The sequence below is a fragment of the Streptomyces sp. NPDC046805 genome (assembly GCF_040645355.1).
Lineage (GTDB): Bacteria > Actinomycetota > Actinomycetes > Streptomycetales > Streptomycetaceae > Streptomyces.
The window spans coordinates 37,216-62,566 of the sequence record NZ_JBEYYC010000038.1 but is presented as its reverse complement, the minus strand read 5'-3'; the positions used below and the strand labels follow the sequence as shown (position 1 = coordinate 62,566).

The window sequence follows — 25,351 nt, the reverse complement described above, 5'->3', positions numbered from 1 at the left end:
GCCCCGCACGTCCGGTCGGCGGCCGGTGGTCGCTTTTCCGGAGCGGGGGCGTATCGTGCCGGGTCGGGGACGCCGTGCCATGCTGGGTCGGAGATCACGGCGTGACACGGGAGAGAGCACGGCGGCGTGAGAACAGCGCGATGGTCGCTAGGGGCGAAGCTGTGGGACCGCGTCGCGGCGTCCGACCCCGGGCTACTGCGACTCGCGGCGGGTCTGCGCGTCGTACTGGCCGTCGCCCTCACCGTGGTGGTGCTCACCCTGCTGGGGGCCGAAGTGCCCCGCCAGGTCGCCGGCGCCATGACGGCGATGGTCGCCACGTACTCGATCCGGGAGAAGGAGCGAGAGCGCCAGGCCCTCACTCTTGCGCTTGGTCTGCTGGTGGCGCTCTGCTCCATGTCGCTCGCCGCGCTGCTCAACCCGCTCGTCGTGATCGGCGACCTGGTCTTCGTCGCGCTCATCTTCTGCGCCGTCTACAGCCGCCGGTTCGGCGACCGCGGCACGGCACTCGGGACGATCGCCTTCCAGCTCTACTTCATCTCCGTGTTCGTGCACGCGACCGTCGCGACGTTGCCGCAGCTGTACGCCACGGTCGTCATCGCGTTCGTGTGCAGCACGGTGGCCCGCTTCGCCCTCACCCCGCATTCGCCCGAGGGCATCCTCGAACGGCTGCGCCGGTCCTTCCGGGCCCGGCTCGCCCAGCTCATCACGGCACAGATCGAGTTGCTCGACGCCGGCCCGGACGAGGTGGAGAAGGTCCTGGAGGACGTCCGGGTGAGGAACGCCCGGCTGGACGAGACGGCGCTGATGATCCAGGGCCGGCTGGAGGACGGGACCTCCGACCCGGCGGTGGCGCGGCTGCTGCAACGACGCATCGCGGACGCCGAGATCGCCGCCGAGCGGCTGGGGCTGCTGGTGCTCACGGCACGCAGCGCCGAGCGGGCGGACACGCTCACCCTGCATCTGCCGGGAGCGCTGCTGCCCGCGGGAGCCGAGCGGCCGGTGCGGGGCGAGGCGAAGGCCATGCTGCGCCGCGACCTGGCGTCGCTGCGCCTGCTCGTGGAGCGCCCGAGGAGCGAGAGCACAGGGACCGCGCTGGCCCACGTACGCAACCGGCTGCTCGGCTACCGGGAGGAGGAGAACCTGCCGGACGTGCCGCCCGCCGTACAGGACGTCTTCCGCGGTGTGGGCGAGGCGACGCGGGCGGTCATGGGCCTGCGGATCGCCCTCGACGGGCCGCAGGACGAGTCCGACGACAGCCCCGCCACGGCCCGCTCGCGCGAGGAGCTGGACACCGAGGACGCCGCTATCCTCGGCGCCGAGGAGAGCAAGGCGGCGGAGGCGGACGCCACCGGTCTGCGGCGCTCCACCACCCGCGCGGCCGTGCAGGTGTCGGTCGGGTCGGCGCTCGCCATCGCCGGCGGGGAGCTGCTGTCCGGTCAGCGCTGGTACTGGGCGGTGGTGACCTGCTGGATCGTCTTCATCAACACGGCGTCCACCGGGGAGATCCTGGTCAAGGGCTATCGCCGGCTGCTGGGCACCGTGCTCGGCGTGGTGGCCGGTGTCGGGCTCGCGGGACTCATCGGCCACCACACGCTGACGGCGTTCGCGCTCGTGCTCGTGTTCATCTTCGCGATGTGGTACGTGGCGCCGCTCTCCTACACCCTGATGTCGTTCTGCGTCACGGGCGCGCTGGGGATGCTGTACACGCTGCTCAACACCTACACCGTCGGCGTCCTGGTGCTGCGCATCGAGGAGACGGCGCTGGGCGCGGCCTGCGGGATCATCGCGGCGGCGCTGGTCCTGCCGGTGCACACGGACTACCGCACGAACGAGCTCCTCGTCACCGTGCTCAACCGGCTGGCCGACGTCACACGTACCGCCGTCGACCAGCTGAGCGGCGCGCACCCGGTGGATCTGCTCGACCAGGCACGCGAGTTGGACCAGGCGCTGGCCGATCTGCGCGACTCCACGCAGCCGCTGACCCACCCGATCGCACCGCAGCGCGCCCGCCGGAACACGGCCCGCTATGTCGTGGCGCTGCTGGAGACCTGCGCATACCACGCGCGCGCCCTGGCTGCCACCGCCGAACTCCTGCCCACGAACCCGTCGATCTCGGCGGACCCCCGGCTGCGCGTGGTGGGCAGCCGGATCGTGCACAACATCCAGGCGATCGCCGCGCGCGTCGCGAACCGGCACTCCCGCTCCGAGGTCAAGACCGGCCCCACCATCACCTCCCTGCTGAAGCCCGGCACCCCGGCCGCCCCGCGCTACGGCCAGGTGACCGACCGGGTGCTGCGGCAGTTGCAGCGCCTCGACGAAGCGGTGCTGGGGCTGGCCCGGCCGCTGCGGGTGCCGGTCGTCCGCGAGTGAAAAGGATCACGTGACCGCTCACAAGTACGTGAAATCCGCCCTGTTGGTTTAGTGTTCATCCATACGTGGCCTCGGAGTCGACCCCGCGCGTCCTCCCTGAGCCACCGTCTACGGCCCTGGCTGGTCTCCCCCGTCCAGCCAGGGCTTTTTCATGCCTCCCGGCCGCCGCCCCCAGTCACCCCGCCCCGCCGAGGTGCCCGTGACGTCGGTAGCGGCTGAAATGGGCGTAGGCACAACACCGGATCCCCCGCCGGCGAGGAGCCCACGTCATGACCAAAGCGATAAAGCTGCTGACCGCACTTCCGCAACCGCAGCGCGAGCGTCTGATGGAGCTGGCGCAGGAGGTGTCCTTCCCCGAGGACGCCAGGATCTTCGAGGCGGGAGGCACCGCCGACCGGTTCTGGGTGATCCGCTCCGGCGCGGTCAACCTGGACCAGCCGGTGACCAGCCACCAGCGGGTGACCGTGGCCACCCTGGGCGCCGGCGACCTGCTCGGGTGGTCATGGCTCTTCCCGCCGTACACCTGGGACTTCGGTGCGGTGGCCTTCAGTCCGGTGCGCGCCTACGAGTACGACGCGGCGGCCGTGCTGGGCCTGTGCGTGGAGGATCCGCTGCTCGGGCTGTCGCTGGTGCGGACCGTCGCCGAGATCCTCGCGCACCGTCTGGAGATGACACGGGGCAAGCTGATGGAGCAGTACGCGCTGGGCCGGCGCAGCCCCCTGTAGGCCGTCAGACGCGATAGCGGCGCAGGGCCGGGATGGCAGCGGCCAGGCCCAGCATGACGACGACGACCAGCAGACCGCCGCCCACGACCGCGGCGCGCGGGCCGAAGGCGGAGCCGGCCGTGCCGTGCAGCACGTCGGCGAGGCGCGGTCCCCCGGCGACGACGACCGTGAACACGCCCTGCATGCGGCCGCGCATCTCGTCGGTGGCGGCGGCCAGCAGGATCGCCCCGCGGAAGACCATGGAGACCATGTCGGCGACCCCGGCGGCGGCCAGGAATGCCAGGGCGACCCACAGGTTCCGGCTCAGCCCGAACCCGGCGACGGCCACGCCCCAGCCCACCACCGCGCCGATCACCATCCAGCCGTGCCGCCGCGCCCGCGAGAACGTGCCGGAGAACAGGCCGCCGACCACCGCTCCGACCGGGATGCCCGCGAACAGCACACCGAGCGCCAGCCCCTCCCCGTACGACGCGTAGGTCTGAGCGGCCAGCTGCGGGAACAGCGCGCGGGGCATGCCGAAGACCATCGCGACGATGTCGGCGAGGAACGACAGCAGCAGCACCTTGTGCAGCGAGAGGTAGCGGAACCCGTCCGCGATCTCGCGCAGGCCGGCCCGGCGGCCGGACGACTCGCCCAGCGGCGGCAGCGGGGGAAGCCGCAGGACGGCCCATACGGCGACGCACAGGGCCACGGCGTCGATGAGATACAGCTCGGGCAGCCCGATGACCGGGATCAGCACACCGGCCAGCAGCGGTCCCACCACCAGGCCGGTCTGCATGACGGTCGTCCCGAGCGCACCCGCGGCGGGCAGTTCCTCCGCCGGGACCAGCCGGGCCACGGAGGCGTTGCGGGCCGGGGAGTTGAGGCCGAAGAACGCCTGCTGCAGCGCGAGCAGAACCATCAGGGCGGGGACCGACCGGAGCCCGGTGACGGCCTGCGCCCAGAAGAGCAGCGAGGTGACGGCGATGCCGCTGTTGGTGACCAAAAGCAGCTTGCGGCGGTCGACCGTGTCCGCGACCGCCCCGCCCCAGAGCGCGAACGCGACCATGGGCACCAGACCGGCGAGGCTCGCGTAGCCGACCCAGGCCGAGGAGTGCGTGATGTCGTAGATCTGCTTGGGTACGGCGACGGCGGTGAGCTGGCTGCCGACCGCGGTGACGATCGTCGACGACCACAGCCGGCGGTAGGCGGGGCGGCGCAGGGGGCGCGTGTCCATCGCCCAGCGGCGCCAGCCGCGCCGGGGCGGGGCGTCGGCGGTGCGGTCGGTGGCGGGCACCGGGGTGTCGAATTCGGTGCTGCTGCTCTCGCTCGTGTCCACGGGCTTCCTGTTGCTCGATACATCTTTCGATTCGGGCTTCACTATCGCAGCAACTCCTGTGACCGCCGACTCGGTTGTCTCAGGATCCGGCCACCCGGGTCAGCCGGCGGTCCGCGCTGTCCAGCAGCATGTCGAGGGCCGTCGGGTAGGCGCTGGTCAGCATGCGGGTGGCCAGGAGCGGGGCCGCCTCGGCGATGCGGGGGTGGGTGGCGCGGGGCAGGTGGGCGTAGGTCGAGCGCCACTTGTCGTCGTCGGCGCGCTGGGAGGCCCTCGGCAGGGCCAGCGACGCGGCGTCGAGGGCCGCGAAGGCCAGGGTCTGGTCGATGAAGGCGTGGTAGATGCGCACGGTGTCGGGCAGGGGGAAGCCGGCCGTGCGCAGCACGTCCAGCACGGCCTCGTCGGCGGCCAGCTCGTGGGCACGGCCGGTGACCCGGTTCGCCGTGAGCAGGGCCGCCTGCGGGTGGGCGACGTACGCGGCGTGGATGCGCAGCCCGATCGCGCGCAGATCGGCCCGCCACCGCCCGGTCGGCTCCCATCCCCGCAGCGCCTGCCCGATGAGCGCGTCACCGATGGCCAGGGTCAGCTCGTCCATGCCGCGGAAGTAGCGGTACAGGGTGCTGGGATCGCAGTCGAGGGCCACACCGAGGCGGCGCGCGGTGAGCCCGGCGCTGCCGTGCTCACGCAGCATGCGCAGCGCGGTCTCGACGATCAGCGGCTCGGACAGCACGGTTCCGGCCTTGGTGGGACGGCGTCGGCGCCGCTTCTCCTCGGGCACCACCGGTTTCGGCACGGCTCGTCTCCCTCCAGGCTCTTATGCCAACGCCATTGACCTTACGCGCCCCGTCGGCGTTGTATTCCGGGCACGGCGCGCCAGGTCCGACTTCGAATCGACTCGAGAGGGAGACTCCTCATGCGTGTGCTGCTCGTGGGAGCAGGCGGTGTCGGCACCGCCATCACGCGGATCGCCGCCCGGCGTTCGTTCTTCGACCTGATGGTGGTCGCCGACTACGACCTCGCGCGGGCCGAGGCGGCGGTCGCCGCCCTCGGCCCGGACGAGTCCCGGCTGCGTGCCGAGCGCGTGGACGCGAGCGACGAGGCGGCGGTGGCCGAGCTGCTGGCCCGCCACCGCTGCGACGTCCTGCTCAACGCCACCGACCCGCGCTTCGTGATGCCGTTGTTCCGCGCGGCCCGCACCGCCGGAGCCATGTACCTGGACATGGCGATGTCCCTGTCCCGGCCGCACACCGAGCGCCCGTACGAGGAGTGCGCGGTCAAGCTGGGCGACGAGCAGTTCGAGCTGGCCGCCGAGTGGGAGAAGGCGGGCGCGCTCGCGCTCGTCGGCATGGGCGTCGAACCCGGTCTGTCGGACGTGTTCGCCCGGTACGCGGCCGACGAACTCTTCGACGAGATCGAGGAGATCGGCATCCGCGACGGCGCGAACCTCACCGTCGACGGCTACGACTTCGCCCCGTCCTTCAGTATCTGGACCACCATCGAGGAGTGCCTCAACCCGCCGGTCGTCTACGAGGCCGGGCGCGGCTGGTTCACCACGGCACCGTTCAGCGAGCCCGAGGTGTTCGACTTCCCCGAGGGCATCGGTCCGGTGGAGTGCGTGAACGTGGAGCACGAGGAGGTGCTGCTCGTCCCGCGCTGGGTCGACGCGCGGCGCGTCACCTTCAAGTACGGGCTGGGCCGGGAGTTCATCGACAAGCTGAAGACGCTGCACCTGCTCGGCCTGGACCGTACCGCCCCGGTCACCGTGCCGGGGCCCGGCGGCCCGGTCGCGGTGTCGCCGCGCGACGTGGTCGCCGCCTGCCTGCCCGACCCGGCGACGCTGGGTGAGCGCATGCACGGCAAGACCTGTGCGGGCACGTGGGTGCGCGGCACCAAGGACGGTGCGCCGCGCGAGGTGTACCTCTACCACGTGGTCGACAACCAGTGGTCGATGGCCGAGTACGGCTGCCAGGCCGTGGTCTGGCAGACGGCGGTCAACCCGGTCGTCGCGCTCGAACTCCTCGCCGACGGCGCGTGGTCGGGCGCGGGCGTCCTCGGCCCGGAGGCGTTCCCGGCCCGCCCGTTCCTTGACATGCTGACGGAGTACGGCTCTCCGTGGGGCCTGCGCGAGCAGTGATCGGCCTTGGATCCGTTCTCGCTCACACGAAACCCAAGTCGTTTCACCCGCGCCCCTTGCGGTGACCCGGACACGAACACCGGACAACCGACGGCAGAGGCGACGTGGAGCGCAGGTGAGTTCGATGGACGACTGGCGAGACCGGGCGCGGTGCCGCCATGAGGATCCCGACCTCTTCTTCCCGATCGGCGGCGCCGGCCCGTCGGTGTCGCAGATCCAGCGGGCGAAGGCGGTGTGCGGCCACTGCCCGGTCCGCGAGCCGTGCCTGCACTGGGCGTTGACGGCCGCGCCGGTCTCGGGGATCTGGGGCGGGACGACCGAGTCCGAACGGCGCGCGCTGGCCCGGCGGGCGCCGTCGCGGCGGACCTCCGGGTGAGCCACCGGCGCTCCCGGAGGGGGTCGTTCAGCCGGTCACGCGGACCGGTCCGGCTTCCCGTCCGTGTACAGCCAGGTCCGAAGCAGCCCGTCCAGGTCCTTCCCGGACTCGCGCTCGGCGAGCTGCGTGAACCGGGCCGTCGTACCGTGCCCGTGGCGGTGCTCGGCGGCCCAGGCGCGCAGGATGTGGAAGAAGACCCGGTCGCCGACGGACTTGCGCAGTGCGTGCAGCGTCATGGCGCCGCGGGCGTAGACGGGGGTGGCGAAGATGTTGGCGCCGCTTCCGGGGGTGCCGGGCGGAAACGCCCACAGGCGGTCGCTCGCCGGGCGGGCGTACAGCGTGTCGAAGGTCTTCTGCGCGCTGGCCCCGCCGTGCTGTTCGTTGTAGAGCCACCCGGCATAGGTGGCGAAGCCCTCGTTGAGCCAGATGTCCTTCCAGGTGGTGAGCGAGACGGAATCGCCGAACCACTGGTGGGCGTTCTCGTGGACGAGGGTCGACAGGGCGGGGGCGGAGTCGTAGAGGGGGCGGCCCTGGGTCTCCAGGGCGTATCCGACGTCGGGTGCCCGGTCGACGATCGATCCGGCGGCGCGGAACGGATAGCGGCCGAACAGCTTGCTCTCCCACTCCAGCACGGACGGCAGCTTCTTCAGCACCGGCGCGGCGGCCTTCGCCTCGCGTGGGTCGACGGCGTTGTACACCTGGATGCCGTCGCGGGTGGTGGAGCGCTCGACGTCGAACGTGCCGACCGTGGCCGTGGCCAGGTAGGCGGCCATGGGCTCGGCCTGCCGCCAGCGGAAGGTGGTCTGTCCTTGGGCGGTGCGCCGGCCGAGGAAGACGCCGTTGGCGACCGCGGTGCGGCCCTTCGGCACGGTGAGCGTGAAGTCGTACGAGGCCTTGTCCTTGGGGTGGTTGTTCGCCGGGAACCAGGTCATCGCGCCCTGCGGCTCGCCCGCGACGAACGCCCCGTCGTCGGTGGGGATCCAGCCGTCCGGTGAGCCGTCGGGGTCGGTGACGGGCTTGGGAATGCCGTGGTATGTGACGGTGACGTGGAACTCCTGCCCCTCGCGCAGGGCGCGGCGCGGGGTGACGACGAGTTCCTGGCCGTCCCGGCGGTAGGACGCGGCAGCGCCGTCGATCGCGAGGCGCGTGATCTTCAGCCCCGTGAAGTCGAGGTCGAAGCGGGTCAGCCGCTGGGTCGCGCGGGCCGTCAGCACCGCGGTGCCGTCGAGGCGGCGGGAGGCGGTGTCGTAACGGAGCGTCAGATCGTAGTGGCGGACGTGGTATCCGCCGTTGCCGGCCAGCGGGAAGTACGGGTCGCCCGCGCCGGACGAGCCGGTGGTCCCGGCCATTGCGGGTCCTACGAGCGGGCCGTACGGGGCGATCGTACCGAAGGAACCGGTCGTCCCCGCCGTCGCCGGAGCGGCGGTCGCGAGGAGGGCCGCCACGACGACGGGGACGGTGGCGAGGACGGCCCGGCGGCGGAGGGCCGGGCGGCTGCGTCTTGCGGCCTGGCGGCGGACTGGCGTCACGTGCGCTCCTTGGGGCGGGTGGCCGACGATCGATCTGCCACAGATTAGGCGCCTTCGGCCCCGAAATGCCCTCACGTTCAGGTCAAGTCACGCGCCGTCAGGCCAGGTGGCGCCGGGTCGCCCACCGGTCGGCGCGACCCGTCGCAGTAGGCTCGCGAAGCCGTCCGCGCCCCGAGAACGGGAGCGCGGCCATCCGCGACCCGAGAGGGGCCCCGACCGTGAGCGTCCGCGTGCGCCGCATCTACGAACCGCCCGAGCCGGAGGACGGCCTGCGCGTCCTGGTCGACCGGCTCTGGCCGCGCGGAGTGTCCAAGGAGGCGGCGCAGGTGGACGAGTGGCCCAAGGCCCTCACTCCGTCGACCGAGCTGCGCCGCTGGTACCACGCGGGCGACGCGTCGTATGAGGAGTTCCGCAGCCGTTACGACGCCGAGCTCGCCGCTCCCGAGGCCGTCGAACTCCTCGACGGCCTCAGGGAGTCGGCCCGCAAGGGCCCGGTGACCCTGCTCACCGCGTCCAAGACGCCGGAGCGGAGTCACGCCTCGATCCTGGCGCGGCTACTGCAGAGCGACTGAGCCGGAGTCAGGCGGTCTGCCGCGCCGCCGCCCGGCCCGCCGCGCGCCCGGAGAACAGGCAGCCGCCGAGGAAGGTGCCCTCCAGGGCGTTGTAGCCGTGGACGCCTCCGCCGCCGAAGCCGGCCACCTCGCCCGCCGCGTACAGACCGCCGATGGGCTCCCCGTCGGCGCCGAGTGCGCGGGAGTCGAGGTCGGTCTGGATGCCGCCGAGGGTCTTGCGGGTGAGGACGTGCAGCCTGACGCCGATCAGCGGTCCGGCGGCCGGGTCGAGGAGGCGGTGCGGGGTGGCGACGCGGCCGAGGCGGTCGCCGATGTAGCGGCGGGCGTTGCGGATGCCCTGGATCTGGGAGTCCTTGCTGTAGGGGTTGGCCATCTGCAGGTCGCGCGCCTCTATCTGACGGCGCACCTGGACGGCGTCCAGGAGCGGCTTGCCGGTCAGCGCGTTCATCCTCTCGACGAGCCCCTCGAGGGTGTCGGCGGTGACGAAGTCCGCGCCGTTGCGCAGGAAGTCCCGGACCGGGCCGGGGGCGCCCTTGCCGAGCAGGCGGTCGCGCAGCACGGCGCCCCGGTCCTTGGCGGTGATGTCGGGGTTCTGCTCGGAGCCCGACAGCGCGAACTCCTTCTCGATGATCTTCCGGGTGAGGACGAACCACGAGTGGTCGTGTCCCGCGATGTCCTCGGCGGTGCGCAGGTGCCGGAGGGTGCTCAGGGTGTCGTAGCCGGGCAGACAGGGGTCGGGCAGGCGGCGGCCGAGGGCGTCGAGCCAGACCGAGGACGGGCCGGGCAGGATGCGGATGCCGTGACCGGGCCAGATGGGGTCCCAGTTCTGCAGGCCCTCGGTGTAGTGCCACATGCGGTCGCGGTTGACCAGCCGTACGCCCGCGTCGGCGCTGATGTCGAGCATCCGGCCGTCGACGTACGCCGGCACGCCCGTGACCATCTCGGCGGGCGGGGTGCCCATCCGCTCGGGCCAGTACCGGCGCACGATGTCATGGTTGCCGCCGATGCCGCCGCTGGTGACGATCACGGCCTGGGCGGTGAGTTCGAACTCGGCGATCGGGTCGCGGTTGGAGGCGACGCCGCGCGGTGCGTCGTCGTCGGCGAGGACGGTGCCGCGCACTCCGCGCGCCTCGCCCTCCTCGATGACCAGCTCGTCCACCCGGTGCCGGTGGTGGAAGGTCAACAGACCGTCGCGCTGGGCCTGTTGGGCATGGCGCGCGAACGGCTCGACGACGCCGATGCCGGTGCCCCAAGCGATGTGGAAGCGGGGAACGGAGTTGCCGTGCCCATCCGCGCGGAGGTCACCGCGCTCGGCCCAACCGACGGTGGGCAGCAGGGAGATGCCGTGCCCCTCCAGCCAGGGCTGCTTCTCCCCGGCCGCGAACTCGACGTAGGCGCGGGCCCAGCGCACCGCCCAGGAGTCCTCGTCCGCGAGCCGGTCGAACTGTGCGCTGCCCTGCCAGTCGTTCCAGGCGAGGTCGAAGGAGTCCTTGACGCCCATGCGGCGCTGCTGCGGGGAGTCGACGAGGAAGAGGCCGCCCAGGGACCAGAACGCCTGCCCGCCGAGGTTGGCGGCGTTCTCCTGCTCGACCAGGGCAACGCGCCTGCCCCGGCTGGTGAGTTCGTGCGCAGCGACCAGACCGGCGAGGCCTGCTCCGACGACTATGACGTCCGCGTCCATGGCGACCGTTCCTTCCTCATACGACTCGTACGGCTGATGCGACTCATGCGGGGGTGGCGCGTGGAGGAGTGGCTCGTGGAGGGGTGCCGCTGCCGTCGGTCAGCAGGGCGGTGAGCAGTTGCTTGAGCCAGGCGCGGGCATGCTCCACGTCCCGGTCCAGGAGCAGTTGGGTGGTGACTCCGTCGTAGGCGGCGACCACCGCGCGGGCGGCGCCGTCCACGTCGCCCAGGACGGCCGGGAGTTCGGTGTGGCCCCTGGCCCGGGAGAGCCGCTCGGCGATCGCGCCGCGCAGGCGCGCCCGGTGGTCCAGCAGGGCCTGGGCGACGTCGGGGTCGCGGGCGGCGTGCACCAGGAAGTCGGTCTTCACCAGCAGCCAGTCCACGTCCAGGAGGAGCACCTCGGTGACCCGGTCCACGGAGGCGGTCACGTCCAGGTCGGGTCCGTCGAGCGCGAGCGCGTCGGCCACCTGGGCGGCGATGAGGTCGGCCCGCTCCCGATACAGGGCGAAGAACAGCTCGTCCAGGGTGGCGAAGTTCGAGTAGAAGGCGCCCCTGCTGAAGCCGGCGGCCTCGCAGACCTCCTCGATCGAGACCCGGCCGAAGCCCTTGGCGGCGAACACGGTGAACGCGGCGTCGAGCAGCCGCGCCCGCGTGCGGACACGGCGTTTGGTGACGCGCTTGGCGGTCTCCTCCATCGCCGGCATCGCCCCTCCCGTCGTTTGATACGCGAATGTATCCGATACATGAATGCATCGAAAGTTCGGAGCGGCACCAGATCGCGACGGTCGGGGTGCACGAACATATTTTCGATTAAGCGGTACGCTGGCCCCATGGCCACGCACCTCCAGGGCTCCCTGTTCGACCAGAGCGACGAGCTGCGGCTCGGCGCCCTCGACGGGACACGCCGGACCGAGCTCGGCTCCGGCGCCTGGATCGATGTGCTGCCCGGCTGGCTGAGCGGCGCCGACGCCCTGTTCGAGCGGCTGGCCGCGGACGTGCCCTGGCATGCCGAGCGACGCAAGATGTACGACAACGTCGTGGCCGTCCCCCGGCTGCTCGCCCACTACTCCGCCGGCGACCCGCTCCCCCACCCGGTGCTCGTCGAGGCGCGCGACGCGCTCTCCCGTCACTACGCCGACGAGCTGGGCGAGCGCTTCACGACGGCGGGGCTGTGCTACTACCGGGACGGAAGGGACAGCGTGGCCTGGCACGGCGACCGCATCGGGCGGGGCGCGCGCGAGGACACGATGGTCGCCATCCTCTCCGTAGGCGCTCCCCGGGACCTACTGCTGCGCCCGGTGCACGGCGGTGACACGGTGCGGCGGCCGCTCGGTCACGGCGATCTCATCGTGATGGGCGGCTCCTGCCAGCGGACGTGGGAGCACTGCATCCCCAAGACCGCGCGCGCCACGGGACCGCGCATCAGCATCCAGTTCCGTCCGCGCGGCGTGCGCTGAGCGCCCTGCGCGTCCCACGCCCGGACATCTGGTTGGCTGTCCCCGACGGGGCCGGACACTCAGAACTCGGGAGAACATACGCACAGACGTACGCCAAGTCGCCGACAACACCTACCTGGTGCACGGCAGCACCGCGGCGGTTCCGGCGCGACTCAGGCCCGCCGCGAGTACGCAAACTGCGTCAGCACCCTCGGAACTACCACGCGGCACCCGCGGACCTTCGCCTCGTGCCCGAACGGGCCGCTCTCGGACATCGAGCCGCTGCTCGTGGTGTGGGCCTCTCCCGTCGGGGACGCCGACCAGTCCACGGACATCCCGGCTCGGAGTCAGCCGATCGCGAGCTGTCCGCCGCGTGCCTCGAGAACCGCGCCGGTGATGTAGCTGGCGCGCGGGGAGGCAAGGAACAGAACCGCTTCCGCGATTTCTTCAGGGTCCGCGACCCGCCCCAGCACGGTGGTTCGCCCGATCGCCTGGAGGGTTTCGCCTCCCATCTCCTCCGTCCCGGGGGTATGGACAGGGCCCGGGGCCACGGCGTTCACGCGGACGCCCTGGGCGCCGAACTCGTCAGCCCATACTCGTGTGAGAAGTTCGAGTGCAGCTTTGGAGGCCCCGTAAGCGCCCGCTTCCCGCGCCGGCGTGGTAGCCGCCGCTGTGCTCAGACTCACGATGGCGCCACGCCCGCGTGCAGCCATTCCCGGGGCGAGGGCACCGACCAGGAGCATCGGCGCACGTGAGTTGACGGCCATCTGAGTGTCGAACATCTCGGCGGTGGTGTCCGGCGTACTGGCGAACCGGTAGATGCCGGCGTTGTTGATCAGAATGTCCACCTCGCCTGCTTCAGCGGCAAGACGCAGGACCTCTTCAGAGCTGCTCAGATCAGCAGCAACGAACCGGGCCTTCCCGCCTGCGGCAGCGATCTCCTTGACGGTCTCAGCACCTCGCTGCTCGTCCCGCCCGTGGACGATGACCGAGGCCCCCGACGCTGCCAGGCGAAGGGCAATGGCCCGGCCGATGCCGGCGGTGGCGCCGGTGACAAGAGCGGTGGATCCGTCCAGTTCTGCAGTCATGGAACGCTCCTCCAAGCCGAGAGGAACGACATGCAGTCGGTTGTTCCTCGTGTCACTGATGATCCTGAGGGCTCATTCCAGGACGGGGACGGACCCACGCCGGGCCGATCGTTGATCATGGTCCAGCCGGGGCCGTGGCCCACGCGGTCTCGCAATCGCGCATCTACCGACGAGACGCGTCATCCGTGGCGAACAGGACGTGTCCCGTGCCCGCCGGATCGCGCATCGACTTCATGGTCTGCGGCGACGGGGCGACCGGTTCCGTCGCCGCCGAACAGAGCAGCGCCTCACTCCTCGAGCTGGTCGAAACGCAGGCCCGATGACGACTCCCCGCGGCCCGGGCGGGCCCGCCGGGCGGTCCACAGCAGGCTGCGGCCGTCGGTGGTGCGGGCGTACTGGTGGGTGCGGGTGAGGGTGACGCCTTCGCGCGGAACCTCCTCGGCGAAGAGGTCGTAAGCGCTCGGCAGGCCGGGGTTCAGCAGGCCGCCCAGTGGGCGCAGCGGGATTCCGTCGGGGCCGTCGAGGTGGCCGAGGCGCAGCACGTACGCGCCGGGGCGGGGCTCGATCGGGAGGAGCGGGAACCAGTGGGCGGGGACGTCGGTGCGCAGCCGGTAGGCGGCGGTGCCGCCGGGGCGCGCGGGGATGGGCCGCGGGTCCGGAGAGGTGCGGGTGCGGTCCAGGGAGCCGCCGAGCGGGGTGGGGACGCGGCGCTCGATGGCCCAGGCCTGGTTGGCGCCCTCGTCCCTGGCGAGCAGCACGTCCTCGACGGGCTCGCTCTCCAGCGTGCCGACGGTGACGGGCGGGACGAACAGCCCGGTGCGGCGGCCGCCGTCCCCGGTGCTGAGGCGGTGGACCGACCAGTGGGCGTCGCCCGTGCCCGCGCCGGGGGCCGGCAGCAGGGTGGGGCCGCCGAGTTCCGAGCTGAAGGTGTCGCCGACGACGACCGAGGTGATCGTGGTGAGGCTGCCCACCGGTACGTCGACGGGGACGACGTACCAGTCGTTGCCGTAGACGGTGGCGAACTCGGCGACCAGCATCCGGGCCAGGTCGGACGGGTCGGCCTCGACGCCGCCGAGGTCGACGCGGGCGTCCTCGAACTCCCAGTAGCGGCGAGCGGGCATGCCGGGGAAGCGGACCGGGGCGGGGAACGTGGTGCTGAGCAGCCTCTCGCGGGCGGCGGGCGCCGCCAGGCCGGTGTCGCCGTCCGCGGTGAAGTCCGTCCAGTCCAGGGTGCCGCCCTGATAGCCGGGCGCGGTGAGGGTAGCCGGCGTGCCACCCTCGGACAGGCCCACCGAGAAGCGGTGCTCCAGGCGGCGCGCGTCCCAGGCGGGCGACGCGCCCTGGGGGGCGGTCATGTGGCGCGCGTCGTACCAGGCGAGCCAGTCCCGCAGCACGGCGAAGGCCGCGGCCGGCAGGCCCCAGCCGGGTTCCTCGGGGGTGGACGGCGCGGCGTGCAGGGTGAAGGCGAGGGCGTGCCCGTCGGGCACCCGGCCCCGCAGTACGGAGAGGTAGCGCTCGGTGGCCGCGTCCGCCGTGCCCTCCTCGCCGGTGAGGCCGAGCGGGAAGTCGTCGAGCATCATGGCGACCGCCTCGGACAGCGCCTCGGCGGGCAGGTCCGCGGCACGCAGCAGCCGCAGCAGATGCTGTCCGGCCTCGGCACCGGAGCGCAGATCGGTGGAGGTGGCGCGGGGCCCTTCGGGCTCGGCCTCGGCGAGGGCCTCCAGGGGGGTGGCGCCGTCATAAGGCAGGGCGGCGCCCGCGGCGGGTCCGGGCCGGTAGCGGGTGAGCCGGTCGGCGTTGCCGCGGACCCGGACCCAGACGGGGGTGCCGGCGTCGTCGCCGAGGAACTCGCCCAGCTGCCACTGCCGGGCGAGCATCCAGGCGGGGTCGTGCACCTGCGCCTCCAGGGAGGGGCGCAGATCGCCGGTGCGGGCGCGGGGTTCGAGCCGGGTCCAGCTGGTGATCGATGCCATGGGGTTACCTCGTCAGGCCGCGGGTGAAGTCGGTGGCGACCGCGTCCTCGTACCGGGTGTTCATGGCGAGGAGGGCGGCGGGGGCGAGCTGGCCGATGTCGGCGACGGCCGTGGGGCTGTCGGGATGCAGGGCCTCGTAGTCCACGGCGCGCAGCCGGGCCAGGTCGAGGGCGGCCTCGACGGTGGCGCCGAGCAACTCCGGGGTCCACACGGGCGAGGCATCCGGCGGCACGGCGAGCAGGACGGTCTGCGGGGGTGCGGCGTCGGGGGCGTCGATGTGCAGGGCGACCCCGGTGGTCTGGCGGTCGCGCGGGACGACCTCGGTCCATTCGTCGACGACGAGGCCGCGGAGCCGTCCGGACAGGATGGCGGCCGGGTCGGCGGGGACGGCGGCGCCGGGCGTGTGCAGGACCAGGGAGAGCCGGGGGCCCGCACACCGGCCGGCGGCGGAGGGCAGGGCCGCCCAGCGTTCGGCGCGGGTCGGGTCGCCGGGGCTCTGGTACGGGGCCTGGGCGACGACGGCGGTCAGCGCGTCCCCGGTCTCCAGAGCCTCCGCGTACCCCAGGCTGGTGACGAGGCGTTCGACGCCGCGCCGGACCCGGCCGAGGCGGGTGAGCCAGCCGGCCGGGGCGTGCGGGTCGCCCGCGAGCAGGGTGTCGGCGTTCGCCAGGGACTCGGTGAGCGGTCCTGGCGCCGGCGCGGCGAAGCCGGGCAGCAGCACCAGGTCGCTGCCGAGCAGGGTGGTGAGCACCTGCCGGGCCCACTCTGGGACGGTGATCCTGCTGTGGGTGACGGCCGTGTCGAGGTCCGCGAGACGGGTGAGCCTGCGGGTGAGTTCGGGGATGACCACGGCGGCGAGCTTGCCCAACAGGGCGGTGTGGTCGTCGAGTTCGGCTGCCGGAGCGCCCGGGCGCGGGGGCAGCGGCGGGGCGGCCGCGGGGATGCCGAGCAGATTGGCCGTGACCAGGCCCCGGTGGAGCCGTACGGCGTCCTGCGCGGTGAGGTCGGCGGCGGCCGCCTGGGCGACCGTACGGACGTTGGTGGCCCGCGGCTCCAGGCTCAGGTCCTCCGGTACGGCCGCGGGGTCGGCGGCCTCCGGAAGGGCGAGGTCGGCGGGGCGCAACGGGCGTGCGGCACGCAGCAGTTCGCGGGCGGCACGGACCGTCTCCAGGAGCTGTCCCAGACCGTCGGACGCCGGGTCCACGGCGGTCGGGCGGGGCGCGTCGGGCTCGTGGACGGCCAGGTGGCGGTCCGCGTGCAGGAGGAGATGACGCTCCAGGTCGGAGCCCGGCAGCGCCTCTGGGTCGAGGCCGAGGGCGAGCCAGTCCGAGGGCGACAGGGGTACGCCGGCGAGCGGCACGCTCCGGGCGGTGCCGTCGGTGAGCCGTACTCCGAACTCCACGGTGGCGGGCGCCGGGAGCAGAGCGGTCAGCCACGTGTCGAGGGCCGGCTCGGCGAGGGCACGGCTCTGCGTGAGCGGGTCGGCGGCCCAGCCGGTCGCGGGGACGGGCTCGACAGGCGTCGCGTCGCCGTTCGTACCGCCGCCGAACGGACCCTCGTCGCCCCCACCGCTGCCGGGCGGCCCACCGGGGCCGTCGTCGGTCGGCGGCGGCACGACGATGGGCGGCGTCTCCCCCGCGCCTCCGCCGCCGACGGCGAGGGCACGTGCGGCAGAGGTCCCGGCCACGGCGGACGTCGCTTCGCTCGCCGGCTCCGGCAGCAGCACGATCACCCGGTGTGTGATCGCGTCGCCGCCCCTCCTGGTGCGCAGCGACTCCAGTTCGGGTGGCGGGGCCTCGCCGTTGCTCATGGCGTCGACGGTGGCGCCGGCGCGCAGGGGGTTGCCCTGGACGGCCTGGTGGACGCCCTCGACGAGGAGTGCGTCGGCGACCGCGTCCACGGCGTCGTCCAGGTCGTCCAGTACGGACGTCAGGGCCGCGAGTTCGTCGGTGGCGGTGGCCGGGACGCCGACGTTGCGCACGAGTTCGAGCTGTCCGGCGGCGCGCCGGCGGTGCAGTCGCAGGCCGTCGACGACGTCGTGGGCGGCGATCGTCTCGCTGACCGTGCCGTCGTGGTCGACGTGGGTGGCGGTGGTGGGTGCGAGGGCGCGGAAGCGGTCGGTCCAGGAGGCGAGGGTGCGGATCGGGTGGTCCTGGAGGGCGCGTTCGAAGCGGTAGCCGAGCAGGGCGCCGAGGGGCTGGCCCTGGCGGACGCCGTCGAGGATCCAGGCGGCGGTGCGGGCCCGGGCGGACGGCAGGTCGATGGCGGTGGGCGCGTCGGGCCGGTCGCCATGGGCGCGCTGGGCGGCGCGCAGCACGGCGGCGGTCGTGGCCTGGGCCAGCGACGGGGCGTGGATCGGCCCGGCGGTGTCGGCGGCGGCGTACAGCTTCCAGGGCGTGACGGAGCCGGGCTCGGCGAGCGGGTCGGTGCGCTCGCCCTCGGGGCGCTGAGCGGCCGGGACCTCGACGGGCTTGGTCTCGCGTGGGACCACGTCGAGCAGCCAGCCGTAGCCGCCGACGTGGGTGCCGTACGGGTACGGCGAGCCGGGACGGCGCAGCCAGGCGAGCCGACGGGTGGCCAGGGACGTGATCCAGGCGTCCAGGCGGTGCGAGGTGGTGTCGAGGTTCTGCGCCAGCAGCCGTTCCAGGTCCTCGGCGGGCAGCGGGGCGAGCGCCTCGAGCGCGGCCACCGTCTGGTGCAGTGGCTGCAGTTCGGGGCGGTTCCTGGCCTCCGGGGTCCACAGATAGCTGTCGACGGTGGTGGCGGAGCCGGGCGTGAGGCGCTTGGCGCGCCGCCACACGGTCGCGGTCCTGTCGTCGCTGTCGGCGTCGACCACCTCGGGTTCGCGGCGGGCGGCGGGGCCCGAGCCGAGGACGAGGTCCACGGCTCGGGCGTACTCGGCGAGCAGGGAGTGCCGGGCGAGCCGGTAGAGCAGCGGGGTGGTCAGGGCGCGCTCGGCCTCGGTTCTGTCGCTCCCGCCGAGGTCGTGCAACCAGCGCGTCCAGGGGAGGTTCTCGCGCTCACCGGCCCCGGGCACGTGGGCCCAGGAGGGCGGGTCGAGCGGGTGGGCGAGGGCGGCCAGGTACGTGTCGGGGGCGCCGCCGGGGGTGCCGGCCGGGGCGTGCACCCACGGGTGGTCGAGCGGCCAGGCGCGGTTGGCGTACAGGACGCGGCCGGGTCCGTAGTCCCAGGCGGGCAGCCCGAGCCGGGCGGCGAGGTCGCGCATCTGGCCTGCGAGTCCGGTACGCCACTCGTCGCTGAGCCCGAGCGGGCCGTACCGCCACAGATCGGCGACGTACTCGGTGCCGAGCGCGCTGCGGGCGTGCACACGGCGGGCAGTGGGGGCCATGCCGAGGATCTCGGCGACGGTGTCCTGCGCGGCGGCGCCGCGGGTGATCCGGGGGACGGCGTGCGGGTCGGCGGCGGTGGGCGCCCAGATCCGTTCGCGCAGGGTGCGCAGGAAGCCGGGGACGGCCGGGTCGAGCCGGAGCGTGCCGAGGCCGGTGCCCTCCAGATCGGTCCAGCGGGCGAGCGGCAGGACGGGCAGCAGGCCGTACGGCTGGCTGCCGATCCGCACGGCGGGCAGCGGGCCGCCGGGGCGGAGGTACTGGCGGGCGTGCTCGCGGGCGCCGCGCACCTTCTCCTCGGGGAAGCGCTCCTCGCCGAACTGGCTCAGGAAGTAGCCCCAGGTGGCGCCCCACAGGGCGGTGGTCATGTCGCGGGCGGCCCCCTGGTCGCGGCGCTGAGCGTCCCGGGCCCGGGCCAGTGGGGCGGGGCCTCCGGAGGCGGCGGTCAGCGGCAGGCCGAGCGCCCTGGCGAGGACGACGGCGTTGGAGTCGGTGTGGGTGGGGGCGCTGTCAGTGCTCCGGACCTGGTAGGCCGCGCGGTGGGCGGGGTCGGTGCGGCTGTAGCGGGACGCGGCGGTCGTGGTGTTGTTGGAGGGGGCGCCGGGCGGCACGTAGCCGAGTCCGCGGGTGTAGTAGTGCGCCTCGATGAGCTCGGTCAACTCGGCGGTGGCCCGCGTCGGTTGACTCTCCATCACCCCGTAGGCGAAGAGCTGGGCGTAGCCGGTGCCGCGGGGCAGCCGCACCGCCATGCCGGCGGCCTCGGCGGCGGCGAAGTCGACCAGCCAGCGGGTGGCCTCGTCGGTGGGCGGGGCAGCCGGGTCGAGGTGGTCCAGGTCGGCGGTGGGCGCGGGGCCGACGGGCAGCGGGCCGCCGGCCGCTCCGCCGACCGGCCCGCCGACCCGGGTGACGACGGCAGCGGCCGGGTCCTTCGGCCGGCCGACGACGTACCAGCGGGTGGGCAGCGCGCGGGCGACGGGCCGCTTGGTCCAGCTCGCCGGGCGCGGGTCGCCGGTCGGGGGGAACGTCGGCTGGGCGCCGGCCCCGCCCATGCCGGGCTGGTCGAAGGGGTTGAGCGGGAACAGGGCCCGGGCGATCCAGCCGGCCCGCTCCGCGCCGAAGCGGTCGGCGAGCTCCCCCCAGGCGGCCTGTTCGGCGGGCAGGTCGCCGCGGGCGGCCCACAGGGCCCGCCAATAGCGCCGGCCGTACTCCCCCTCGTCGGTGGTGAGCGGCACCTCGTGGGTGTCGATGTGGATCTCGTCCGGATAGATGCGGACGAGGAGTTCGGTGGCGGTGAACCGGGTCTCGAGCCGGACGGGCAGCAGGACCACGGGCAGGGTGGTGGGGAGGTTCCAGGCGGGAGGCGGTGGCGTGGTCATCTACGTCCGTCCAGGTGGAGTCGTACGGAGGGAAGGCGAAGGGGCCGGCAAAGGGAGGGCGGCGGGCCGCCCGGCCCGGCCGGCTTCAGGGCCGGGCCGGGCGGCAAAGTCGTACGAGCACGGCAGTACGGCGATTGCGTACGGCGGTGTCGTACCGCAGCGGTCACGAGCTCACGGGCGGGTAGGCGGGCTGCACCTGATACGCCTCGTCCGGGATGGCCGGCAGCGCCAGCAGGTTGTCCCCGGGCTCGGCGTTCGCCTCGGCGCGTAGGTAACGGCCGCCGCTGCCGCCGGAGGCGGCGGCGACGGCGACACGCCGGCCCGGGGTCTGCTCGACGTACAGCGCCTGGCGGCCGTCGAGGGCAGCGAGTGCCTCCGCCCTGGACATCCGCCACCAACTGCCGTCCGGGTGCCGTCCGGCGATCTCGCGGACAAAGACCCGGTCGCTGCCGGGCACGCGCTTGCGGACGTGGGTGATCCGCAGGCCCGGCCCGTGCAGCGGCAGCAGCGCCGAGGCGTGGTGGGCGACCCGTACCGGCTGCTGGAGCGTGATGTGCGCCAGGGTGGACGCGTTGTGCGCCCAGGAGAGCCGGGGCGCGTCGGAGCCCGGGTGCAGCGGGCGCGGGTCGGTGCCGAAGGCGGGCCGAGTCCCGAGGTGGGTCAGCGCGGCCAGCTCCACCGCGCTGCGGACCGTCGCCGCCCAGGTGACGTCCCGCCAGGTGAACGGCCCCGGCCCGTACACGGCGTCCTTCGGCGGGTTGTCGAGGCCGAAGGCGGGCGCCGTGGGGTGCTCCTCGAAGACGAAGAACCAGCCGGGGTCCGTGTCCGAGCCGAGGGCGGCGGCGACGGTGAGCGGGAAGCCGACGAAGAGGACGTCGCTGCCGATCTCCCCGGAGAACACCGGCTCCAGGCGCTCCTCCCCCAGCCGGCGCGGGCCGCCGGGGCCCCCCGGAGCCAGTGCGCGCCGGGCGTGCAGGCCGAGCGAGGGGAAGCGCCGCACGACCTCGCCGCGCACGAGCAGCACGACGGCGTCGTCTCCGCCGGGCGGACGACGCAGGGTCTCACCGAGTCGGCCGAACCGACCCCAGTCGCGCATCGGCGGCACGTCGGGCTGTTCCTGCCCGGGTGCGACCGTCCCGCGGGCGTCCCAGAAGTGACGGAAGGCGGTGGCCCGGCGGTCGGTGGGGAACTCGCGCCAGAGCAGCTCACGGCCCAGCTCGTGGTTGGCGCCGGCGAGGAACGACTCGATGAAGCGGCCGTTGGCGCGCAGCAGGGTGACCGTCTCGGGCGGGACGTTGTGCACACCGGGCAGCAGGTGGTCGCTGCCGAGCTCGGTGAGCAGTTCGGCCATCGGCTGGGCGAAGGACGGCGGAGCGAGCAGCGGGCCGAGCGGGTCGGGCAGGCCGGAGCCCGCCAGGTCGGCGCCGTCGACCCGGGCGACGACGCGGGCGGTGACGGTGCGCTCGGGCTCGGTCGCGGTGCGCACGGCGGCGGCGAGCTGCCGCAGCGGCACCACGGGTTCGTGCTCCCGCAGGGCGCGGTCCTGGGCGGCGAGCAGAGCGTTCTGGTGGATCTTGGCCGCGTCCCGGAAGTCGGAGGTGATGGTCCTGCGGCGTTCGGCGACGGTGCCGGGCAGGTCGGCCAGGGCGATGCCGGCGCCCTGGTTGATCCAGCCGTACCAGGAGCCGGCGTCGGCGGGCATCGGATCGGACCAGGAACGGGGCGCTCCCGCGCCCTCGATGTCCCAGCCGATGCGGTACGAGGCGGAGTTGGCGGTCGGCCCGTCCTCCAGGACGAGGACGGCGAGGTCGGGTTTCTCGGTACCGCTGAAGTCGGCGACGGTGATGCCCGCCCCCGCGACCTTGTCGAAGGCACCGGGGATCGGGACGACGGGGCTCCAGACGTTGTCCTTGATCCGGCCGCGGGCGTTGATGTTCCAGCCGATCCGGTAGGAGCCGCGTACGCCGCTCGGGGTCTGCTCCATGAGCATCACCACCAGCTCGGGGCGCAGGTCCCCGTTGAGGTCGGCGACGGCGATGTCCATGCCGTAGACGACGGGGGCGTAGTCGTCGGGGCGGCCGGGCCAGGGGATCTCGACGGAGTCGGACCAGCCGCCGCGGGCGACGCCGGTGTCGGGCGAGATGTTCCAGCCGATGCGGAGGAAGAGCCGGCGGTTGCCCTTGAGTCCGCCCAGGTAGGCGACGAGCAGCTCCTGGTTGCCGTCCCCGTCGAGGTCGGCCAGGGTGCAGCTGCCGGCCTGCACGTACACGGCCTCGGTCAGGCCGCCGCTCGACGTGGCGGTGGTGGACATGGGCGTAGGCAAGTCCACGGGGCCGATCCAGGAGGTCGGGTTGGCGTCGGCGTCCAGGTCGCGGCCGATGAGGTAGCGGCCGAAGTTGCCGAAGTGGCCGTGGTTCTCGTGCTCCTCGATCCAGAACACCACGACGTCGGGGCGATGGGACGAGTCCGTGGCGGCGTTGTCCAGGTCCCCGACGGCGATGCCGAAGCCCTGGGTGGTCTCGGCCACCATGCCGCCGCCGGGCGCCTGGGTCAGGGCGGGCTTCAGCTGCCAGCCGCCTCGTACGGCGCCGTCGAAGTCGGTGGCACGGCCCAGCCGAAGGTAGGGGATGTTCGGCCCGTTCGGGGCATCGACATGGCCGACGAGCAGGTGGGAGAGGAAGCCGAGCCTGGGACTCCAGCGGATGTGCCGGGGCGGGTACGCGGCGGGGTCGCCCTTGCCGCCGAACTCGGGCCGCCCCAACTGGTGCCAGGCGTTGTCGCCGGTCCGATCGGTCACGATCAGCTGGCCGTCGGCGACCACGTGGACGAGGCGGCCGTACGCGGATCCTTGGACACCCTGGTCGGATCCGGCGGGGACCCGCCCTCCGCCGGGGAGAGTGCCGCTCGGAGGCATCACGAACACCGAGGAGTCGCTGGTGGAGATCATGGCGTTGGCGTCGTGGCCGAGGCCGAGGACCCGGGACACCGGTGCGGACATGTTGATCGGCGGCCACAGGGCGTTGCCGCCGAACCACAGGGTCATGTACAGGACGCCGTTGGCGTCGATGCCGTAGTACTTGCCGTCGGATGCGCGGACGGGCACGCCCCGGTCGGGAGTGAACCCGGCGCCCGCGGCCATCACCGCGTTGAGGTCCCGGTGCACCCACGCGGTGCCGTTGTGGGTGAGCTGGAGCAGATGGCCGACGCGGTTGACGAGCAGCAGCTCCCAGGGGTCCTGGGAGCGCACCCCGGTGATCCAGAAGCCGCCGGGCATACCGATCTTGGTCCAGTGCCAGGAGTCCTCGCGACCGCGCAGCCCCCACAGGTTGCCGTTCTCGTCCACGGCGTAGGCGGCCTGGTCGAGGTAGGTCGTGGTGGACGGGCCGGAGGGGGGCCGATACCGGACGGCGGTGGTCAGCCGTCCCTCGCCGGGTACCAGCGGACGGCCGTCGGTGGGCACGCCGTGGTCCATCCAAGTCCACTGGTCGCCGTCCCAACGCAGCTGGCAGAGCCGCCCGTTGGCGCCGATCACGAACACGTGCAGGTCCCGCACGGCGACCGGCGGCGAGCCGCAGGTGGTGCCGGGCGGACAGCCGTGGTCGACCCAGCCGGGCACGTCGGCCTGGGTGACCCGGGACATCAGCCGGCCGTCGCCGGTGACGACGAAGACGCGGTTGTCCATGGCCGCGCCGACCCAGCGCACGCTGGGGACGGCCGGGGCCACCCCTTCCTGCGGCTCGACGAGGTCCTTCTCCCACCAGCGGGTGAGGAGCCGGTCGGCCTTCAGCGCCTCGAAGGTCTCGTGGCCCGCGAGGTCGTCCACGCCGGTGAGCCCGGCGGGGGTGGCGAGCGGCGGTACGGCCTGCTCCGTACGGCGGGCCAGCGAGGCGGCGAGCCCGGTCGCCGCGGTGTCGGTCGTGGCCGGGGCGGCGCCGGGGGCCGCCGCGCGGCGGGCGATCGGCCCGCCGGGGCGCAGCAGCCGCCGGAAGGCGGGGTCCATGGCCGCCCTGGCCTCCTTGTTGCGGCTCAACTCCGTGGCGGCGGTGCCGTCGCCGTAGTCGACCGCGTCCCGTACGGCGGAGGTCATCTGCAGCATCCGGGCGTCGAGCCGGTCGTCGCCCGCGCGCGTTCCGCTGGTGGTCGCGCCGGGCAGCCGGCGGTGCAGGCTCTCGGCGACGGTCCGGGCCAGCTGCCCCTGCCTCAGGACCTCATTGGCGCGGCGCAGTTCGGCCGCCTGGTCCCAGGCCGCGGCGACCAGGTCCTCCTGGTTGCGGTGCACCGTCTCCGCGCCGAGCGCGGCGGCGGCTCGGTGCCGGGGGTCGAGGTTGAGCTCGCGCAGCCAGGCGGGCCCGGCCTGGGGCGAGGGCAGGCCCGTGGTGCCGGCCTGCGCGGAGCCGTAGACGGGCGGGGTGAGTTCGGTGTTGAGCGGGCCGGCGTCGAGTGCCGCCCGGTAGGCGGTACGGAACGCGGCGGCCGTCTCGGGGTGCCAGGGGCGCGGGTCGGTGCCGGCGGAGCGCAGCGCGCCCTCCAGGTCGAGGACGCGCCCGGGATGCCCGGGGGCGAGCTCGGGCAGGCCACCGCCCGCGCCGCCGACGTCCATCGGCCGGGTGCCGACGTCGCCGGGCAGCGCGCGCGGCGTGAGGGCGCGGACCAGGGACTCGAAGTCGCCGTCGAGGCCGGTGCCGAAGCGCCAGTGGTGGTAGACGGGCAGCAGCCATTCGGTCTCGCCGGGGCGTTCGGCCGCGGTGGGCCAGGCGGGCTGAAGGTCCCCGTCGGGGACGGGCAGGCCGAGTCCGGCGAGCCGGCCGGCCTCGAAGGCGGGCACGACGGCGGCGAGGTAGCGGGTGCGTGGGTGGAGCCGGCGCGGGCAGAGCAGCCGCGACAGGGTGCGGTCGGGCTCCTCGGCGAGGATCCGGTCGACCTCGGTGTCGTCGGCGCCGCCGTCGGTTGCCACCTGGGCGTGTGCCCAGGCCCAGGACTCGGCGAGGTCGGGGAGCTCGGAGCGGCGGCAGCGCAGCCGGGGCAGGCCGCCGTCGCCCGGCAGGAGTGCGGCGTGCCCGGCCTCGACGACGACCAGGACCAGCCAGGGGCGCAGGCGCCCCTCGGTGGTGGCGGCGGCCGGGGTGAACAGCCAGGGCAGGTCGGGCCGGTCGAACTCGACGGCGGGGAAGAGGTGCGGTTCGGCGTCGGGCGTGTCGGCGGCGGGGAAGTCTCGGATCACCTGGGCGCTGTCGAGACCGGTCACGTCGCCCGGCCCGAGCAGCCGGGCGGGCACGGGCACGGAGTCCCGCCCGGTGAGGCGGGGGCGGAGTGTGACGCTGGTACGGGAGGGCATGGTCCCGGACGTGGCGTCGACGGCCCCGCCGGCGGCGGCGAGGCCCTCGCGGACCCAGGAGAGGAAGATCAGGCCGCTCAACGTATCCCTCCAGG

General features: G+C 73.7%; 15 protein-coding genes. 6 read left to right on the top strand and 9 right to left on the bottom strand.

The genetic code is table 11. The annotated features are described in order from the left end of the window. Nucleotides 1-126: 126 nt before the first annotated feature. Nucleotides 127-2,370 carry an FUSC family protein gene (locus ABZ910_RS31525; RefSeq protein ID WP_361371814.1) on the top strand — a complete coding sequence of 748 codons (2,244 nt, stop codon included), beginning with the start codon at nt 127-129 and terminating at the stop codon, nt 2,368-2,370. A 269-nt stretch (nt 2,371-2,639) separates the two neighbouring features. After that, entirely contained in the window at nt 2,640-3,095 is a 456-nt protein-coding gene (locus tag ABZ910_RS31520; protein ID WP_361371811.1) for a cyclic nucleotide-binding domain-containing protein, read from the top strand. Between the two features lie 4 nt (nt 3,096-3,099). Here the strand turns inward: ABZ910_RS31520 and ABZ910_RS31515 are convergent, their stop codons facing one another. Together ABZ910_RS31515 and ABZ910_RS31510 are read right to left on the bottom strand one after the other, a co-directional pair. Then, nucleotides 3,100-4,371, bottom strand: a complete 1,272-nt coding sequence (locus tag ABZ910_RS31515) for an MFS transporter (protein WP_361371834.1) — start codon at nt 4,369-4,371, stop codon at nt 3,100-3,102. Nucleotides 4,372-4,492: 121 nt separating this feature from the next. Next, nucleotides 4,493-5,203: a TetR/AcrR family transcriptional regulator gene (locus ABZ910_RS31510; RefSeq protein ID WP_361371808.1), complete on the bottom strand. Its 711-nt coding sequence runs from the start codon at nt 5,201-5,203 to the stop codon at nt 4,493-4,495. Nucleotides 5,204-5,323: 120 nt separating this feature from the next. Here ABZ910_RS31510 and ABZ910_RS31505 point away from each other — a divergent pair, with 120 nt between their 5' ends. Together ABZ910_RS31505 and ABZ910_RS31500 are read left to right on the top strand one after the other, a co-directional pair. Further along, nucleotides 5,324-6,544, top strand: coding sequence for a saccharopine dehydrogenase C-terminal domain-containing protein (locus ABZ910_RS31505; protein WP_361371805.1), 1,221 nt, complete (start codon nt 5,324-5,326; stop codon nt 6,542-6,544). A 124-nt stretch (nt 6,545-6,668) separates the two neighbouring features. Next, on the top strand, nt 6,669-6,920 hold the full coding sequence (locus ABZ910_RS31500) for a WhiB family transcriptional regulator (protein ID WP_361371802.1): 252 nt from the start codon (nt 6,669-6,671) through the stop codon (nt 6,918-6,920). Between the two features lie 35 nt (nt 6,921-6,955). Here ABZ910_RS31500 and ABZ910_RS31495 read toward each other — a convergent pair whose 3' ends face one another. Next, on the bottom strand, nt 6,956-8,449 hold the full coding sequence (locus ABZ910_RS31495) for a M1 family metallopeptidase (RefSeq protein ID WP_361371800.1): 1,494 nt from the start codon (nt 8,447-8,449) through the stop codon (nt 6,956-6,958). A gap of 218 nt (nt 8,450-8,667) precedes the next feature. Here ABZ910_RS31495 and ABZ910_RS31490 point away from each other — a divergent pair, with 218 nt between their 5' ends. Beyond that, nucleotides 8,668-9,021 (top strand): DUF488 family protein, encoded by a 354-nt coding sequence (locus ABZ910_RS31490; RefSeq protein WP_361371797.1) that lies wholly within the window; start codon nt 8,668-8,670, stop codon nt 9,019-9,021. Between the two features lie 7 nt (nt 9,022-9,028). Here the strand turns inward: ABZ910_RS31490 and ABZ910_RS31485 are convergent, their stop codons facing one another. Together ABZ910_RS31485 and ABZ910_RS31480 are read right to left on the bottom strand one after the other, a co-directional pair. Beyond that, nucleotides 9,029-10,702: an FAD-binding dehydrogenase gene (locus ABZ910_RS31485; RefSeq protein WP_361371794.1), complete on the bottom strand. Its 1,674-nt coding sequence runs from the start codon at nt 10,700-10,702 to the stop codon at nt 9,029-9,031. Nucleotides 10,703-10,745: 43 nt separating this feature from the next. Continuing rightward, nucleotides 10,746-11,405, bottom strand: a complete 660-nt coding sequence (locus tag ABZ910_RS31480; protein ID WP_361371791.1) for a TetR/AcrR family transcriptional regulator — start codon at nt 11,403-11,405, stop codon at nt 10,746-10,748. A 126-nt stretch (nt 11,406-11,531) separates the two neighbouring features. On the opposite strand from ABZ910_RS31480, the gene ABZ910_RS31475 reads away from it, so the two are divergent. After that, on the top strand, nt 11,532-12,158 hold the full coding sequence (locus tag ABZ910_RS31475; protein ID WP_361371788.1) for an alpha-ketoglutarate-dependent dioxygenase AlkB: 627 nt from the start codon (nt 11,532-11,534) through the stop codon (nt 12,156-12,158). A gap of 326 nt (nt 12,159-12,484) precedes the next feature. Here the strand turns inward: ABZ910_RS31475 and ABZ910_RS31470 are convergent, their stop codons facing one another. The 4 genes from ABZ910_RS31470 to ABZ910_RS31455 form a co-directional block, all read right to left on the bottom strand. Then, nucleotides 12,485-13,225 carry an SDR family oxidoreductase gene (locus ABZ910_RS31470; protein WP_361371785.1) on the bottom strand — a complete coding sequence of 247 codons (741 nt, stop codon included), beginning with the start codon at nt 13,223-13,225 and terminating at the stop codon, nt 12,485-12,487. A 287-nt stretch (nt 13,226-13,512) separates the two neighbouring features. Continuing rightward, nucleotides 13,513-15,198, bottom strand: coding sequence for a hypothetical protein (locus ABZ910_RS31465; RefSeq protein WP_361371782.1), 1,686 nt, complete (start codon nt 15,196-15,198; stop codon nt 13,513-13,515). A gap of 4 nt (nt 15,199-15,202) precedes the next feature. Next, nucleotides 15,203-19,921, bottom strand: a complete 4,719-nt coding sequence (locus tag ABZ910_RS31460) for a hypothetical protein (RefSeq protein WP_361371779.1) — start codon at nt 19,919-19,921, stop codon at nt 15,203-15,205. Nucleotides 19,922-20,084: 163 nt separating this feature from the next. Beyond that, nucleotides 20,085-25,337: a DUF3892 domain-containing protein gene (locus ABZ910_RS31455; RefSeq protein ID WP_361371776.1), complete on the bottom strand. Its 5,253-nt coding sequence runs from the start codon at nt 25,335-25,337 to the stop codon at nt 20,085-20,087. Nucleotides 25,338-25,351: the final 14 nt, after the last annotated feature.